The sequence below is a fragment of the Imperialibacter sp. genome (assembly GCF_040222385.1).
Classification (GTDB): domain Bacteria; phylum Bacteroidota; class Bacteroidia; order Cytophagales; family Cyclobacteriaceae; genus Imperialibacter.
This window is the reverse complement of sequence record NZ_JAVKDF010000010.1, coordinates 24,290-40,258: the sequence shown is the minus strand read 5'-3', so window position 1 is coordinate 40,258 and position 15,969 is coordinate 24,290. Positions and strand designations below refer to the sequence as shown.

The window sequence follows — 15,969 nt, the reverse complement described above, 5'->3', positions numbered from 1 at the left end:
CAAGCTTCAGTGGTGGAAGGCCTCCATTCGTTATTTTTGATGTAACATTCAAAATACAACCTCATGCTTCGCAACCACCTCATCTTTGCCCTCAGGTTATTTCTAAAAGACAGCGTTTACTCTGTGCTCAACATCCTCGGGCTGGCACTGGGTATCACCGTGGGCATCATACTCCTGCTATTCCTGCAGGGAGAGCTCACCTACGACCAACACTTTGCCAAACACAAGCAAATTTATCGCTTCACGAACCACCTGAAAGCTGACGGTGCCGATTTCAACACGGCAAATACTGCCAGAGAGTTGGCTCCGATACTCAAAGCTGACCTCCCCGAAGTGCTGGAGTATGTGCGCTTTCTGGGATATAATGAGTCGATGGTAGAGTACAAGGAGCAAGATGGGGTGCATAAGCAATTTTACGAGGATAAGATTTGGAGGGCTGATAGCAATATGTTCTCCTTGTTTGATCATACTTTTTTGGAAGGCGACCCAAAATCATGCCTGGAAGGACCCGGAAAGGTCGTTATCACAAAGAGCATTGCTCAAAAGTATTTTGGAGACGAAGAGGCTGTTGGCAAACTGCTGATTTTCCCGGAAGGAGACACACGTAAAGTTACTGCTGTTATTTCTGACCTTCCCGACAATTCGCACCTGAAATACGAGATTCTCTTATCACATATTGCTCCACGAAATTGGATAGAAGAAGGTGATGCTACCCGCAAATCGGAAGGGTTTTGGAACCCCAATGGGTACACCTACCTTCTGATGCCCCTTGACTATGACCCCAACACATTCTACGACAAATTCCCGGCTATATTTGAGAAAACCTTTGGCCTTTTTGCCAAGCGAATCAACGGAACGGTTACTCCCAAATTACAGCCTATTGCCGATATCCACTTCAATTCTGACCTTTCCGGCGATGAGCCGGTAGGCAACATCAACTATGTTTACACCTTCGCCATAGTGGGCATTTTTATTATCCTTTTGGCCTGCATTAACTATATGAACATGGCCACTGCCCGCTCGGTGGTAAGAACAGGCGAAATGGGCATCCGAAAAGTGCTTGGGTTTTCAAAAGCTGAGCTTTTCCGCAATGTCATGCTGGAGGCAATTCTGATAGCTTTCATTGCTATGTTGATAGCTATAGCGCTTTCGTATGTGGTGTTGGAACTCACACCTTTCAACTCCTGGATTGACAAAAACCTGTCGCTCAACTTCTTTTCCAACCCATTCCTCACCTTCGGAATGCTTATTATCACCCTGTTGGTAGGTGTTCTTTCCGGGGTCTACCCCGCTCTATACATCCCCTCCGTACCAGTCGTGCAGGCACTCAAAGGAACCTTCACTGGCGACAAGTCCGGCACTCTGCTAAGAAAAGGGCTCATTGTCTTTCAGTTTGTGGTATCGCTGTTTGTTATCATTTGCACTGTGCTTATGGACAAGCAAATTGAGTATATGCAAAACAAGGAGCTCGGTTTTGCAAAGGACAACGTGCTGGTGATAGAAGTAAAAGACACCGTTACAGCCAACCACATGGATGCCATTAGAACTGAGCTCAGGAAAAACCCCAATATTATCAGCGCCGCTACTTCCTATGGCACGCCAGGCATGGGGTTTGGAGGTCAGGTGGTATGGGTGGAAAAGGACACGGCCATGGCACAGCAAAGCATGACGATGATTTGGTCGGGGCCCGACTACCTGGAAACCATGGGCATAGAAGTAGTCGACGGTCGTGATTTTAATCCAGATTCTGAGGCAGAGTACGTAATGAAGTTCATCGTGAACGAAACAGGCGCCAGAGAATTGGGTTGGGGAGACAATGCAGTGGGCAAAAAGGTGAAGTACTTTCACGGCGAGGACCTCGGGCAGGTGATTGGCGTGGTTAAGGACTTTAATTTCGAATCGCTGCACAACAAAATTGAGCCTCTGTTCATTGTGTTGGACGAGAGCAATGGTGGTCGCATTCACATACGCATGAAGGGCGAAGACATGAAGGCAACAATTGCCGATATTGAGGAGATTTGGACTGGCTTTGATCCCAACCATCCTTTTGAGTACACTTTTCTGGATCAGGAGTTTGCCAAGCAATACCGGGCCGATCAAATTCAACTAAAACTCATTTCAACGTTGTCCTACATCTGCATTATTGTGTCAATCCTGGGCCTTATCGGTTTGTCGGCCTTCACCGCCAGTCGCAAAGCCAAAGAGATCAGCATAAGAAAAGTGCTGGGGGCGAGCTCAGCCACCATAGTGTTGTTGTTTTCAAAGGACTATGTTAAGCTGATACTTATCGCCTTTGTCATCTCGGTACCCCTTGCTAACTACATCATTGTGGAATGGACGTCCAAGTTTGCCTACCAGATGTCCATCCATTGGTTCTATTTTGTGCTACCAGGCGTGCTGGTGCTTGCACTTGGTCTTTTGACTGTGGGAGCCCAATCATTGCGGTCGGCCAGGGCTAACCCTGTTGAGGGGCTAAGGCGAGAGTAGGGTTCTCGGTATTTGTGCAGGCTGAAAGCCACCTTTGCGTTGTTCTGTGCCTTCACATATTACTGCTGGAAAGGCAGGCATGGTACTCCAGGGCGTTAGGCGCAGAAATCCCCACATCTAAACTATTTTCGACTGCTAGCCGTTGTCAATAGTATAATTTAAACCACAAAATCATGGATATAGCAACGAAAGCGAAGGAAGAAATTGAGAGCAGGCTCAAAAGCATTGAGCATTTTATTGAAGAAAAGGGGCTTGGATCTTCCTATCTAACGAAAGCAAGACGCACCCAGCGCAACGTTAATCTCGCCATTGCTGTGGGTAGCCTTATCACCGTGGCGGGCATCAGTATCTGGCTATTCAGTAGCTCTCGTAAAGATTAAATCTTCTGCTTGTGTCGGTTAAGATCGTTGTGTTAGTCGGCTAGCTTTACGATTGTGGCTGTCTTTACCAAGCTGTTCCAGCGAATCCACTTATCGGATGGTGAAGTCCAAGTAATAGGTGGAATGTGATCCCAAGTAATTTTTACCGTACCTGACACCGTTGTGAAGTGAGGTTTTTTTAGGCAGCACATAATGTCACTTGTCTTACAGTAAACGTACAAGATCAGTGGCTAGTATCATCTTTTCTGGATTACATCTCGCAGATTTTTCTTTCTTTGCATCATGAAGAAAGTATATCACCTCTCCACCTGTTCCACCTGCCAGCGCATTATCAAAGAGCTGGGTATTGGCAAAGAGTTTATTTATCAGGATATCAAAAAGGAGGCTATTACTCCCCAACAAATCGATGAGATGAAAGCGATGGCGGGTTCATACGAGGCGCTATTCTCAAGAGTGGCCATGAAATACAAAGCCCTTGGCCTGAAAGACAAAAACCTTGGTGAGCAGGACTACAGAAATTACATTCTTGAAGAGTATACTTTTCTAAAACGACCCGTCTTTGTCATTGACGGAAAAATCTTCATTGGCAATTCGCCAAAAAATGTGGCTGCGGTAAAAGAAGCCATTTCCTAAGGATTATTACTGGCAGGGTCATAATCGTTCGGCAGCATCATGGCGATCCATCCCTGACTCATGGCGCCCGACACAAGTAGCTGATCGGGCTGCTGGTTAAGCCCTGTTTTGGTCACATCTACATAGCCTTCCTTCACCTCCAGCCACGACACCTCCACCAATGTGTCATTGTAAATCGTGTTTTTGGGCACCCCCAGCTCCCTATTGTAATGCACCTCCACTTTGCCATTGAGCAATATTCGGTAAAGCCCTGTCCGATATGAAGCTCCCACCAAGTTCTCCTTGGGGTAGTCAATCAGGATTTCCTTTTTTGTTTTTGCAAGATCGGGATGCCGCACAATAGGCCCCTCCCTTGGAAACTTCTCCTGAAACAAAGCAAATCCTTCCTGTTGCAATTGTCCCTGTTGAATATACTCATAAAGTATGGCCAAAAAGAGATGCCTGGTCGACCCTTTAAAGGCGATGACTCTATTTTTGATCCACTGGCTCTTTTGCTGCTCATCTGCGGGGATCATTTCTTCGAACCTGGTTTCCCCTGTAAAAAAGAAATAGGCCGAGTTGGCATTGAAAAGCCGTAAATGATAGAACACTTTGTAGCCCAGTGCGTGGTTCTCGATTTCCACCGGAGTGTTTGCTGTAGCTACAAGTCCCTTGTCTTTGTCTTCGGCAAACTCAAGCACCCAGGGGTTCAGAATTTTGCAGCGCCTTGAAAATTCCGTATCACCGAGAAACACTTTGGTAAACTTCGATAGATTTCTTTCCCATTTTTTGTCCTTCTTCGAAGCAACCTCAATGGCGGATAGCTTTTCTAAAGCTGGCTCGAGTGCTATGGCAGTGCTCAGGTTGGAGCTTTCTGTAAAATCAAAATTGAATTTTTGGTGCTTATAGCCCACGTATGAAACAACCAGTTGCACCGATCCGAAAGGAACTCTCTCAATCAGGAACGAGCCATCCAGCGCTGTGGTGGAGCCCAAAGTCGTGCTACTGATAAAAACATTGGCAAACGGCAACGGCTCTTCGGTACTCGCATCGACCACCCTCCCAGACAACGATCCTGTTTGAGCCTTAACTGTTAATGAGCACGCCAGAAAAAAAACGGCAAAAAGAAATCGTTTTGATAATAATGCAGGGATCAGTTGCATACAAATACTACTTTTGTGTGTTTTGCAGGCCGAAATAGGTATAACAACCAACAGGCTGTCTTCGCTTAATTTACACTAAAATATCAACTAACATCATGCAAATAGCCGAAATACACACCAAGAAAGGCGTTATGAAGATCAAGTTCTTCGAAAAAGACGCTCCAAAAGCAGTAGCCAACTTTAAAGAACTGGCCAATCATAACTTCTACGACGGGCTTACCTTCCACAGAGTAATTCCTGATTTCGTTATTCAAGGCGGCTGTCCTAAAGGCACTGGCGCTGGTGGACCTGGCTACACCATCCCTTGCGAGCTGGACGGCGAAAACCAATACCACGACCGTGGTGTACTCAGCATGGCGCACGCTGGCAGAAACACTGGCGGGTCACAATTCTTCATTTGCCATAGCCGCAAAAACACTGCCCACCTCGACAGAAACCACACCGTTTTCGGCAAAGTATACGAAGGCCTTGATGTGATTGATGCGATCAGAGAGGGTGAAGTGATGGAGAAGGTGGTGATTGTGGAGCAAGAGTAGGGAGAAATAAGACGGAAGTTGGAAGACGGGAGACCGAAGCAGCGTCGGTACGATAGCGCTGGCATTAGTGTTGGCAATCGTCAGACGCCGGAAAGGTTGGAAGGCAGTCGGAGGTAGACAAGTTCTCAAATCTCATTTCTTTCTGTGACAGGTGGTCAATGTTTTTTTGTGACTGAATTGTAAATTTGGTCTGAACGAAGAATCACTGACCACCAGTTTCATTTTTAGCCTACCAAGCACTATGAAATTCAAGATTTTCCTCCTTTTTGTATTAACAGCCGCTCCTTCCCTATTATTCAGCCAAAAAGGCAAAGCGCCTAAGCCTTACTTCCCTCCGGCAGGTAGCTGGGAGGAACGTACTCCGGCGGCGATGGGTGTGGATGCAGCGCTGCTACAAGAAGCGGTTGACTTTGCCATTGCCAGTGAGTCAAAAGCTTCAAAAAATCTAAAAGAAGCCCACTACCTCAGCTTTGGGAAGGAACCCTTTGGCGACGCCATTGGCCCACTGAAAGAAAGAGGCCCGGCTACTGGCATGGTGATCAAAAATGGCTACATCATCGCTAAATGGGGCGATCCTGATCGGGTGGACCAAACGTTTAGCGTGGCCAAGAGCTTTTTGTCGACGACCGTAGGTCTCGCTTACGACAAAGGCATGATCAGAGACGTGAACGACAAGGTTTATCCCTACATCGGGCCTGTGATTCCTTATGAACCTGCCCGGATGTCGCTCAACAAAGCGGAGTCGTTTGAAGAGCCGGACGTGCTGGAGCTGTTTGCCTCTGAGCACAACCGCAAAATCACCTGGGACCACATGCTGCGCCAAACCAGCGACTGGGAAGGCACCCTCTGGGGCAAACCCGACTGGGCCGACAGGCCACCCCGTGACACTGAGGGATGGATTGGCAGAGAAAGAAACGAGCCAGGGAGCTTTTACAAATACAACGACACAAGAGTGAACCTACTGGCATTGTGCATCCTCAATGTTTGGAGAAAGCCGCTACCAGAAGTACTCAGAGAAAACATCATGGATCCCATTGGGGCCTCTCCTACCTGGCGCTGGCTGGGCTACGAAAACTCGTGGATTGTGCTTGATGGCAAGCCCGTGCAGTCCGTCAGCGGTGGCTCGCACTGGGGTGGTGGTATGTTCATCAACGCCTATGACCAGGCCCGCTTTGGCTACCTCACTTTGCGCAATGGAAACTGGAATGACCAGCAATTGATCTCCGAAAAATGGTTACGAATGGCCAGAACGCCTACGCCCGTGCAGACCACGTACGGCTTTATGAATTTCTTCCTGAATACCGAGCAAAAGCCTTTGCCAAGTGCTCCAGCCACTGCCTTTTATCACTTAGGCGCTGGTGCCAACATGGTGTATGTAGATCAGGAAAACGACCTCGTTATCGTTGCCCGCTGGATAAACAGCAGTAGCATGGATGGGATTGTGGCGAGGGTGTTGAAGAGTATGGGGAAGTGAGTAGCCAAAATCAGAGATGGGCGATCTACAGATCAAGCCCTTCACTCACACCTAAGCGCTTCCACCGGATTTACCCTTGTGGCCTTCATCGGCTGGATGCTGATAACCGCTGCACAAATTCCCGCAAGCGCAACCAACGGTAACGTCAGCATCCACCAGCCTACCTCAATGCGATAGGCGAAGCTGCCAAGCCACTCGGTCAGGAGGTAGTTCGCAACAGGAATCGACAGCAACGCCCAGGCTATAAGCGCTATGTAAGACGGTGAGAAAAAGACGAGAATACCTGAAGCGGTGGCTCCGAGTATCTTTCTGATGCAGATTTCCCTGTTTCTCCGTCTTACCTTGCAGGGTGTATCACTCAGCACTAATTTCCAGAACACCGACGAGCAACTGTTCCAGTAATGCAGGGCCCGGTTAAAACCTTCTTTTCTGTCATAAAAACAATAAAAGTGCTAGCTTGTAGTTCAGGTCGTTCCTGAAATTAATTTGCTTTGGTCAAGTGATGAACAGTCGATTAAAGAAAGAAAGAGCCCAGGGAATTACCGGAATGTGGCTTATATTTCTTTAGCAAGCCAGACGAACACGCCACAATAAAACAGATCTTAAACAAACACTTAACATGAAACACATTTTCTCCATTCTCGCTGTGTCACTTATTTTCTGCGCTGGCAGCTTTGCCCAGTCCGCTCAGAAGTTGCCACCCCTGTCGTTCGATCATTATGCCCTTTACGTCAAAGACATGAACGTTAGTGCTGAATTTTATATGAAGGCCCTTGGTCTGAAAGAAATGGATTGTCCTATCAAGGATGGCAGACACCGTTGGTTCTACCTGGGCAATAGGCAAGAGCTTCACATCATTCAAGGCGATAACAGCAAAATACAGATGGAAAAAAACATGCACATCTGTCTGCATACAACAGATATAAAGCCCTATATGAAGCATTTGAACGAAGTGGGCATCCCATTTGAGAGCTGGCAGGGAAAGCCTGGCGAGTCTAATGTTCGCATTGATGGCGCCAGTCAAATATACATCGTAGACCCCGATGGGTATTGGGTAGAGATTAACGATGCGAATACGAAATAGTTAATAATTGGCGACTCCTGACCCCAACTGGCAAGCTATTTGTCCGAGTTGTTGCTTGGACTGATCATCAAACCAGGCATGAAAATTTTACTTTTATGGGTAGAATGACGCAACAACAAGTTAAACATCTTTATTGGAGAGCTGGCTTTGGTATTTCCAACAGGGAACTAAAAAGAGCTACTAAACGGGGAAGAGCCCGCCTCGTCAAGCAACTGCTAAAACCAAGAGAGGTGACTCAATTGCAGCTGCGCAGTGAGGAATTCGTTAAGGATGAAATACCTCCGAAAAAAATCAGCCCCTCCAGAATTAAGCAACAACAGAAACAGTACCTAAACTTTGACTGGCTCACTGAGATCATCTCTTCAGACTATGTTCTGAATGAGAAAATGTCACTCTTTTGGCACGGACATTTTGCTTGCAATATTGGAAACACACATTACCTGAAAGACCTGGTTAATACCATACGAAAGAATGCAGTTGGGAACTTTGACACCCTTCTGAGGGAGGTTTCCAAGTCGCCGGCGATGATGCAGTTTCTTAATACTAATCGAAACAAAAAGGAAAATCCCAATGAAAATTTTGCCAGAGAACTCTTAGAGTTGTTTACTCTTGGTATAGGCAATTACACGGAGGAGGACATCAAAGAAGTAGCAAAGGCTTTTACTGGCTGGAAGACCAATAAAGATGGTGACTTTTTTATCAACACAAAACAACATGACAATTCTCAAAAAACCTTCAAGGGGGTTACCGGCAACCTTGATGGAGATGGCATAATTGATATAATCCTTGAACAAAAGGAAACGAGTATCTTCATTTGCCAAAAGATTTATAAGTCATTTGTTAATGAGCAAGTGGACGATAAGCTTGTGGAACTAATGGCCGATGTATTCCGGCGGGACTACAATATTTCGGAGCTTATGGAGTTCGTTTTTATGTCAGATTGGTTTTACTCCCAAAATAACATCGGCTGCAATATCAAATCACCTATCGACTTAATAGTAGGGCTAAGCAGATCCTTTAAAGTTAGCTACACCAGGAAAGACGGCCTTCTAAGGGCTCAAAAAGCTTTAAATCAAACACTATTCTATCCACCAAATGTAGCAGGATGGCCTGGAGGGAGAACCTGGATTGACAACTCCACTCTTGCTCACCGACTTAGACTCCCATCATTGATATTGAACGATGGCAGTCTGGATTGGGAAGATACTGATGGCGACGAAGACACTTTCTTAGAAAGCGACCCTTCCAAACGAAACCTCTTTTCCTCTGTAGATTGGGATTTCTTTAAAAAAGATGTGAAAAAGCTTCCTCATGTTGAAATTCTAAGCCTTTTATTGCAAAGCAACCCTTTGACACTTCAGAACTATGAATACTCCTTTAACGAGACCGACTCAATTGAGGAATTTACGCTGGCTGTTCTAAGTCTACCCGAATACCAAACTTATTAGAAAGCATGAAAAGAAGACAGTTTATAAAGAGGACATCATTTGCGACATCAGCTGCATTCGTCCCGCTTTTCCTTAAACCCTTCGAAAGTAGTGGGTCAATTACGTTCGAAGGCCGAAACCTTGTTATTATTCAGCTATCAGGAGGAAATGACGGCCTCAACACCCTCGTGCCGTTCAATAATGACTTGTACTATCAAAACCGGGCAAAGATAGGCTTGCCAAAAAGTGACCTTATTCTTCTAAATGATGAAATTGGATTAAATCGTGGCCTCATGCCATTTAAGCGACTTTATGACCAGGGCCATCTGGCGATAATCAACTCTGTTGGCTACCCCAATCCAAACAGGTCACACTTTCGGTCGATGGACATCTGGCATTCCGCCTCTGACTCGGATCAATATCTGTCGTCAGGATGGATAGGCAGGTATCTTGACGCTCAGTGCTACCCTCCCCACGGTGCCGTAGAGGCAACCTCAAGCCTTTCATTTGCATTAAAAGGAGAGAAGGTAAATGGATTTGCCACCGGGAGTTCACTCGGATCAATGAATAGTCAAATCTATAATTCATTGTCAAAGAATTTTGCAGGAGATGGTAAAGAAATGTTGTCTGAAGGCAACCTTGGCTACCTGTATAAGACAATTGCAGACACCCACTCTTCTATAGCTTACCTCAAAGGAAAGATGGATCAATCTCCAAGCGGCAGGGAGTATCCCGGCACTAGTTTGGGACGAGATCTAAAACTGATTGCCGATTTAATTATTGGGGGATCCGAAACGTCGATCTATTATGCTTCATTGGGTGGTTTCGATTCTCACCAAAATCAGAGCAAAACTCAAGAGACTCGTCTAAGTATTTACGCCGATGCCGTCGAATCATTCGTAAATGATTTAACTAAAAACGGCAAATTCAAGGAGACCGTGATTTTCACGTTTTCTGAGTTTGGCAGGCGAGTGCAAGAAAATGCCAGTGAGGGGACGGATCATGGCACTGCAAATGTGGCCTTTGTCATTGGAGACAATCTTAAACGACAAGGCCTGGTCAATACCATGCCCGACCTTTCAAATCTCGACGAGAATGGGGATTTAATTTATGAGATTGATTTCAGAGCTATCTACTCTACCCTGCTGAGCAAGCATTTGAATGTGAAACATGAATCAATTATTGGTAGCTCATTTGATCCTTTGTATTTTTTGTGATTACTGTCCAAGTGACGGCATGATAATGTAGAATTTGAACGGCAACGGAAACTTTGGCTACCAGGGTAAATATTGCTAAAGATATGCAACCAGCCTGTGTCATACGTTGTCACAACATTTATTGATAAAAAAAGGTACTTTATCGAACGATTCAAATTTCTCACCAAGCACACAGGTTTGTAAAGGTTACTTTGCTTCGTCTCACAAGATTCAATATACTATGTTCAAACGCACACGCTGGCTACTGGTTTTCTTGCTTCCGTTGCTCAGCTGTAGCAAGGAAGACACTATCATTACACCTCATGAACTACTTTCCGCTCACACCTGGGTGTCAAACAAATACGTGTTTGAGGGAGAGGAGACTACCATTTTCAATTGGGATTGTTTATTCAATCAGGATATACCGGAGTTCAACTACAGCGCAGGTGACTCCGGCCGGCTGGAGGTAAACTTTGAGCTGACCTTTTCGAAAGACAGCTTATACGAAAGAACCATTCTTGTATCCCGCTATTTGAAATGCAGGGGTTGCAGCAAGTATGAGTTTCAGGAACAAACTACAGATGTATTGCAAGCCATTTTTACAGCAGAGTCAGACAGGCTGTGGTTTGGAAGTAGGAATAACAGACTTCAATACTTCTTCCCTATTGAATACAGAAGCAAAAAGGAAATTGTTATTGAAGGGTTCTTTGAGGTCTCCAATGTGAGTGGCAACTCACAGTGCACCTTCAATGGTTTTGTGCTTAGAAGCGACCGGAATTATGAGGTTGACTTTATTTTTCGCCCGAAATAACAGCAAAAACAGGGTCAAAAAAATAATTAGGTAAATAACACTACGCCAGGGGTACATCCAGTATCCGCTTATTCTTCGTAGATAGTCTAAAACGGGGTATACCGAATTTCAGAGCCATTTTTCAAAATCCCTAAATAGTCCAAGTATGTTATAATTTATAACATTGGAAAGGGGTTATTTTGTATGAAATTATGTGCATCTCGTAATTTTATCAGACCAGCTCTATTAAAATATCACAATTTCGGTTACATTGAAATAGTTTTCTGTACCAACCTTTGAGCTTATGTACCGTTTTAGTCACTATTTGGGCCTCGCCGGGCTCATTGTTATAGCCCTGTCTACCGACGCATTTTCCCAGGGCAATTCTGTTGGCATCAATACGGCCACTCCCAATCCAAACGCAGTCCTTCAGCTCGTTTCACCCGACAATAACCAGGGCCTTCTCATCCCCCGCCTTACCACCTCCCAGCGACTAGCTATGCAATTGCAAGCCTCGGAAAAAGGGCTAATGGTGTTTGACGACACCGAAGGGTTGTTCTACTACTGGAACGGATCGGCATGGAATAAATTGCTCGTATCGCAAAATCTTCAGACACTTTCTCTTGATGGAAGCTTACTTAAAGTGTCGGGTGCCAATGAAGTTGACCTGGTGGGTATTGACACTGATAAACAGAACCTTACCTTTGAGGGCACCAACCTGTCCATCGACCGTGGCAACACAGTTGATTTAAGCACCCTTATCAACACCAACGACGCCGACCCTGAAAATGAACTTCAATCGCTGGAATTCAGCGGCGGGGAGCTCAAACTAACAAACGACCCCACATCAGCCGTGGTTGACTTATCTAACTATGATACTGATGTGACAGACGATTTTGATGGCGATTACAAAAGCCTAACGAACCTTCCAACGCTTTTTAGTGGTGATTTTGGTGATCTTGGGAATGTGCCGGTGAATCTGGACACCGACGCCACCGACGATTTTGATGGCGACTACAACAGCCTGACGAACCTACCTGCACTTTTTAGCGGTGATTTTGGTGATCTTGGGAATGTGCCTGGAGATTTGGCAGACGGAGATGATGTGGACGATGCTGATAATAGTATCACCAATGAGTTGCAAACGTTGTCACTCTCTGGAAGCGACATCACACTATCTAACAGCGGTGGTACTGTGTCGATCAATGATGCAGACTTCAGCACAACCAATGAAATCCAGGATGTATCCATTTCAGGCAATGCTGTGGCTATTAGTGGAGGTGGTACCGGGTTCAATCTGGCAGCAGCAGCGCCTTCCTCCGGACAGGTGTTAAAGTACAATGGAACAAACTGGACGTCGGCTGCAGACAATGTAGATGATGCCGATAATAGCACTTCCAATGAACTGCAAACACTATCGCTGTCTGGAAGCGACATCACACTATCTAACAGCGGTGGTACTGTGTCGATCAATGATGCAGACTTTAGCACAACCAATGAAATTCAGGACCTAAATCTAACTTCAAATACACTAACAATCACCAACAACGGATCGGCCACAAACATTGACTTAAGCCCTTACCAGCAAACTATTTCCAAAAGCGGAAATACAGTTAGTCTTACAAGTGGTGGCTCGTTTGCTCTGGGATCGACTGCTCCATCCAGTGTTGGACAGGTGTTAAAATGGAATGGTTCAGATTGGGGAGCTGGCACTGATAATGTAAACGATGCAGATGCCGATGCTACCAATGAATTCCAAACGCTCGGACTATCAGGAACTGTGCTGTCATTGACCGGATCAGGCACCACTGTAGATCTTGCACCTCTAGGCGTATTACCAGCCCAGTCAGCTCCTCTGGCAGGCTATTATCTTACAACAAATGGAGCAAACGCCAGTTGGATGCCACTTGGCGCCCTTGCGTCAGCGGACGACGTGGGTAGTGCCCAGATTCAGGATGGAGCAGTGAATATTCTGGATTTGAATACAGCAGTTGCTGGAAACGGGCTGGTGGGTGGTGGTGGTGCTGCGTTAGACGTCAACCTTGCCGGCGCCTCTGGCCTTCAAATAGTGTCAGATCAGCTACAAATGCAAAATGTCATAACTGCAGGCACTTACAGTACTTTGATCACGGCTCAGATACAAGTAGATGCAAAAGGCCGGGTACTCTCCTTCAGTGCGAGTGACGTTAGATTGAAAAAAGACGTCAGCAGAATCGCAGGGGTTCTGGACAGGCTTGTTGAGGTAAATGGATATACCTATCATTATATAGACCAACAGGACAGTGTTCTTCACCACGGCCTCATAGCACAAGAGCTCCTGGAGTTATTTCCAGACTTGGCTGTAATGGGAGCCAACGGATATTATAGTGTCAATTACCAGGGCCTCATCCCCATCCTCATAGAAGCTCTAAAAGAAGAACACGCCAGGGTTTCTGACCTGAAGACAGAAGTTGAGGAAATGAAGGCCCAACTATCCTCCAACGACGAGCGGTTCAAAACCCTCGAAGCAAAACTGGATCTTCTCATCCAATCCACCACTACCGCAAAAGCTGCTACTCCCAGTCAGGAATAGAGATGCGTATTCTTTTCTTCATATCGATCCTTTTTGCAGGCGTGCAATGCCTGGCTCAGCCGTTTACGCTACAGCCCAATGCCTCTATGTATATAGAAGGCAATGCGAAGGTGTTTTTCAGCAACGAAGCGAATTTTGAAGGTTCCCTTGATAACAGAGGCACGTTGGTTTTAAACAAAGATGTCGACTTCAACGCAAATACCTCAGTTGGCTCCATGGAGTTTGCCGGAGTCATCGACCAAAAGCTGACTGGCACTGCACTGTTCGCCAATAACCTCACCCTGTTGAAGCAGGGTAGCTTGTTTTTGATCGCCAATACGCTAGAAGTATCCGGTATACTGGATATGAGCAAAGGCTACCTTTACCCACAAGCCACAAAGGTGCATGTGAGCAGTGGGCAGATCGCTGGCGGTTCGGCGGAAAGCTATATTGAGGGGGAAATAAGTCAAACATCGACCGGAAATGTGCTCTACTATCCAATGGGGCTTAATGGTTATTTCAACAGTGTCTCTCTCCTTCAAACATCGCAGGGAGATAAAATCGCTGTTGAAATCACTATTCCTGACGCTTCCCTTTTGGTACCCGGTGATTCATTGATCGGCCTGGCGGATGAAGCGCAGTGGATAGTTACCAAAGAGAGCGAAGAAAATCTGGCCACCACTGTGGAGGTTAACTTTGACGGCTTCGAACTAAATTCGCTGGTGAACCCCCAAACTATACGGGCTCACAGGTATGGGCCGGTAATAGCTCATTTAGATGCTGAAGAGGGGAAGTATTTACAGCTGGGCATCGGTTCACTCACAGATACCGATTCGCTGACTTACGGCATGCTAACCTCTGCCAAAACCCTGGTGCTGCGAAACGAGCCTAAGTACGTCAGCCTTGGCAGAATGCCCTTGAGCTCAGGGCCTGCTTTTTTCGTACCTAACATCTTTGCCCCTCGTGCTGTTCTGGAAGAAAACAGGCTTTTCAGGCCATTTCTTGCAGGGATCCCTGTTGAAAAATTCACAATGGCGATCTGGGACGGGTACAATGTAGAAATGTACAACGTCAATCAAACCGAAGCAGAGCTTGATGAGTTGGGTTGGGACGGGACTACAAACGGTGGTGCCGCAGCCTCAGAAGGCGTTTACTATTATTCCGTTCAGGTGGTTACGACGCAGGGAACATTCAGCAAAAAAGGATCATTCATTTTACTGCGATGAAAAAAAGCATCCTCACCGGCCTTATTCTGCTCCTCTGCATTGGGTACACTAGTGCTCAGGGCGGACAGTTTTCGCAGTTTTACTCAAGCGCTATTTTTGTTAACCCAGCGTTTGCCGGAACCAATCCTTACCTTTCAGCCAGAGTCAACTTCAATAAAAGCAAACTAGCAGGAGACGGTTCCCTTCATGACCTCAGTCAGGCCACTGTCTCCTACCCTGTTTTTCAAAATACAAGCAGGAAATTTCAGGTTGGTGGTGCGGGTCTTACTTTCTTTAAGGAAACCCAGGGCATTCAGGGTGCCTTCTCTACACAAAAAATATTACTTACGGGCGCCTATGCACTCAAGCTAAAGCGATTACGGAACAACACCTTAATATTTGGCCTACAGGGTGGCGTTACGCAAACACGAATCAGCCTGAATGGACTTCAATGGGGCTCACAGTATAATCCCTATATCGGCTTCGATAATTCACAAAATCCAGAGGACATTGGCAAGCTCTCCTCCTACCACCCTGTCTTCAACTTTGGCGTGCTGTACTCTGCCATCGACAACCCTAATGCGATGTTCAGAGACAGGTCGTTTACGGTAGGGCTCTCCGCCGACAACCTTAACACGCCAAAAAGCCGCTTTGGAGGGCTTTATCTTACCGACAATCCTATCATGTTCAAGCTGGTATCGAACGCAAAGTTCATCCTGGCACCGAAAACTTTTATTCACCCTTCCTTGCTGACGGTTTTTTCGTCTCAAAGTTATCAGGTAAACCTCGGCACTTATCTCTCGCATCAGATCAATAGCACCATGTCAGATGTTGCGCTCACACTTCAGGTGGGCACGTGGTACCGGCTTCTCGATTCCTTTATTGTGTTGGGAGGCATGAAAATCAACGATTTTACTGTAGGTGCTAGTTATGATCTCAACACCAATACTTATGGCAGTAATGAGATTTATGGACAAATTGCTCCATCATTTGAAATATCTTTGGGGTATGATTTTAACTTCCGCAACAATCCTTTCAAGGTTAATAGCCCTATCTTCTAACAT

The 15,969-nt window shown here is 46.0% G+C and carries 14 protein-coding genes; 12 read left to right on the top strand and 2 right to left on the bottom strand.

Annotation, left to right across the window (positions count from 1 at the left end):
* The first annotated feature begins 63 nt into the window (after nt 1-63).
* From RIG68_RS01575 to RIG68_RS01565, 3 genes are all read left to right on the top strand, one after another.
* Entirely contained in the window at nt 64-2,487 is a 2,424-nt protein-coding gene (locus RIG68_RS01575; RefSeq protein WP_350118015.1) for an ABC transporter permease, read from the top strand.
* Between the two features lie 173 nt (nt 2,488-2,660).
* Complete coding sequence (locus RIG68_RS01570; RefSeq protein ID WP_350118013.1) at nt 2,661-2,867, top strand: hypothetical protein; 207 nt, start codon at nt 2,661-2,663, stop codon at nt 2,865-2,867.
* 282 nt (nt 2,868-3,149) lie between these two features.
* The gene (locus tag RIG68_RS01565; protein ID WP_350118011.1) at nt 3,150-3,500 is read left to right on the top strand and encodes an arsenate reductase family protein; all 351 of its coding nucleotides are present in this window, start codon (nt 3,150-3,152) and stop codon (nt 3,498-3,500) included.
* Here RIG68_RS01565 and RIG68_RS01560 read toward each other — a convergent pair.
* Nucleotides 3,497-4,642: a carboxypeptidase-like regulatory domain-containing protein gene (locus tag RIG68_RS01560; protein ID WP_350118009.1), complete on the bottom strand. Its 1,146-nt coding sequence runs from the start codon at nt 4,640-4,642 to the stop codon at nt 3,497-3,499. The two genes, RIG68_RS01565 and RIG68_RS01560, sit on opposite strands and share 4 nt — an antisense overlap.
* A gap of 95 nt (nt 4,643-4,737) precedes the next feature.
* On the opposite strand from RIG68_RS01560, the gene RIG68_RS01555 reads away from it, so the two are divergent.
* On the top strand, nt 4,738-5,178 hold the full coding sequence (locus RIG68_RS01555) for a peptidylprolyl isomerase (protein WP_350118008.1): 441 nt from the start codon (nt 4,738-4,740) through the stop codon (nt 5,176-5,178).
* Between the two features lie 241 nt (nt 5,179-5,419).
* A complete protein-coding gene (locus RIG68_RS01550) occupies nt 5,420-6,652 on the top strand; it encodes a serine hydrolase domain-containing protein (protein WP_350118006.1) in 1,233 nt (410 codons plus the stop codon).
* A gap of 41 nt (nt 6,653-6,693) precedes the next feature.
* Here RIG68_RS01550 and RIG68_RS01545 read toward each other — a convergent pair whose 3' ends face one another.
* Nucleotides 6,694-7,032: an ABC transporter permease gene (locus RIG68_RS01545; RefSeq protein WP_350118005.1), complete on the bottom strand. Its 339-nt coding sequence runs from the start codon at nt 7,030-7,032 to the stop codon at nt 6,694-6,696.
* A gap of 239 nt (nt 7,033-7,271) precedes the next feature.
* On the opposite strand from RIG68_RS01545, the gene RIG68_RS01540 reads away from it, so the two are divergent.
* The 7 genes from RIG68_RS01540 (at nt 7,272) to RIG68_RS01510 (ending at nt 15,966) form a co-directional block, all read left to right on the top strand.
* The gene (locus tag RIG68_RS01540; protein ID WP_350118003.1) at nt 7,272-7,736 is read left to right on the top strand and encodes a VOC family protein; all 465 of its coding nucleotides are present in this window, start codon (nt 7,272-7,274) and stop codon (nt 7,734-7,736) included.
* A 95-nt stretch (nt 7,737-7,831) separates the two neighbouring features.
* Nucleotides 7,832-9,184, top strand: a complete 1,353-nt coding sequence (locus RIG68_RS01535) for a DUF1800 domain-containing protein (RefSeq protein ID WP_350118001.1) — start codon at nt 7,832-7,834, stop codon at nt 9,182-9,184.
* A 5-nt stretch (nt 9,185-9,189) separates the two neighbouring features.
* Nucleotides 9,190-10,380, top strand: a complete 1,191-nt coding sequence (locus RIG68_RS01530) for a DUF1501 domain-containing protein (RefSeq protein ID WP_350117999.1) — start codon at nt 9,190-9,192, stop codon at nt 10,378-10,380.
* Between the two features lie 220 nt (nt 10,381-10,600).
* A complete protein-coding gene (locus RIG68_RS01525; RefSeq protein ID WP_350117997.1) occupies nt 10,601-11,170 on the top strand; it encodes a hypothetical protein in 570 nt (189 codons plus the stop codon).
* 283 nt (nt 11,171-11,453) lie between these two features.
* Nucleotides 11,454-13,721 carry a phage tail-like protein gene (locus RIG68_RS01520; RefSeq protein ID WP_350117995.1) on the top strand — a complete coding sequence of 756 codons (2,268 nt, stop codon included), beginning with the start codon at nt 11,454-11,456 and terminating at the stop codon, nt 13,719-13,721.
* A 2-nt stretch (nt 13,722-13,723) separates the two neighbouring features.
* Entirely contained in the window at nt 13,724-14,926 is a 1,203-nt protein-coding gene (locus RIG68_RS01515; protein ID WP_350117993.1) for a hypothetical protein, read from the top strand.
* On the top strand, nt 14,923-15,966 hold the full coding sequence (locus tag RIG68_RS01510) for a PorP/SprF family type IX secretion system membrane protein (protein WP_350117991.1): 1,044 nt from the start codon (nt 14,923-14,925) through the stop codon (nt 15,964-15,966). The genes RIG68_RS01515 and RIG68_RS01510 overlap by 4 nt, the downstream gene beginning before the upstream one ends.
* The last annotated feature ends 3 nt before the right edge of the window (nt 15,967-15,969 follow it).

Bases quoted from the DNA above. Each gene is read 5' to 3' on its own strand.
- RIG68_RS01575 (WP_350118015.1), top strand. From the start codon at position 64: ATGCTTCGCAACCACCTCATCTTTGCCCTCAGGTTATTTCTAAAAGAC.
- RIG68_RS01570 (WP_350118013.1), top strand. From the start codon at position 2,661: ATGGATATAGCAACGAAAGCGAAGGAAGAAATTGAGAGCAGGCTCAAA.
- RIG68_RS01565 (WP_350118011.1), top strand. From the start codon at position 3,150: ATGAAGAAAGTATATCACCTCTCCACCTGTTCCACCTGCCAGCGCATT.
- RIG68_RS01560 (WP_350118009.1), bottom strand. From the start codon at position 4,642: ATGCAACTGATCCCTGCATTATTATCAAAACGATTTCTTTTTGCCGTT.
- RIG68_RS01555 (WP_350118008.1), top strand. From the start codon at position 4,738: ATGCAAATAGCCGAAATACACACCAAGAAAGGCGTTATGAAGATCAAG.
- RIG68_RS01550 (WP_350118006.1), top strand. From the start codon at position 5,420: ATGAAATTCAAGATTTTCCTCCTTTTTGTATTAACAGCCGCTCCTTCC.
- RIG68_RS01540 (WP_350118003.1), top strand. From the start codon at position 7,272: ATGAAACACATTTTCTCCATTCTCGCTGTGTCACTTATTTTCTGCGCT.
- RIG68_RS01535 (WP_350118001.1), top strand. From the start codon at position 7,832: ATGGGTAGAATGACGCAACAACAAGTTAAACATCTTTATTGGAGAGCT.
- RIG68_RS01530 (WP_350117999.1), top strand. From the start codon at position 9,190: ATGAAAAGAAGACAGTTTATAAAGAGGACATCATTTGCGACATCAGCT.
- RIG68_RS01525 (WP_350117997.1), top strand. From the start codon at position 10,601: ATGTTCAAACGCACACGCTGGCTACTGGTTTTCTTGCTTCCGTTGCTC.
- RIG68_RS01520 (WP_350117995.1), top strand. From the start codon at position 11,454: ATGTACCGTTTTAGTCACTATTTGGGCCTCGCCGGGCTCATTGTTATA.
- RIG68_RS01515 (WP_350117993.1), top strand. From the start codon at position 13,724: ATGCGTATTCTTTTCTTCATATCGATCCTTTTTGCAGGCGTGCAATGC.
- RIG68_RS01510 (WP_350117991.1), top strand. From the start codon at position 14,923: ATGAAAAAAAGCATCCTCACCGGCCTTATTCTGCTCCTCTGCATTGGG.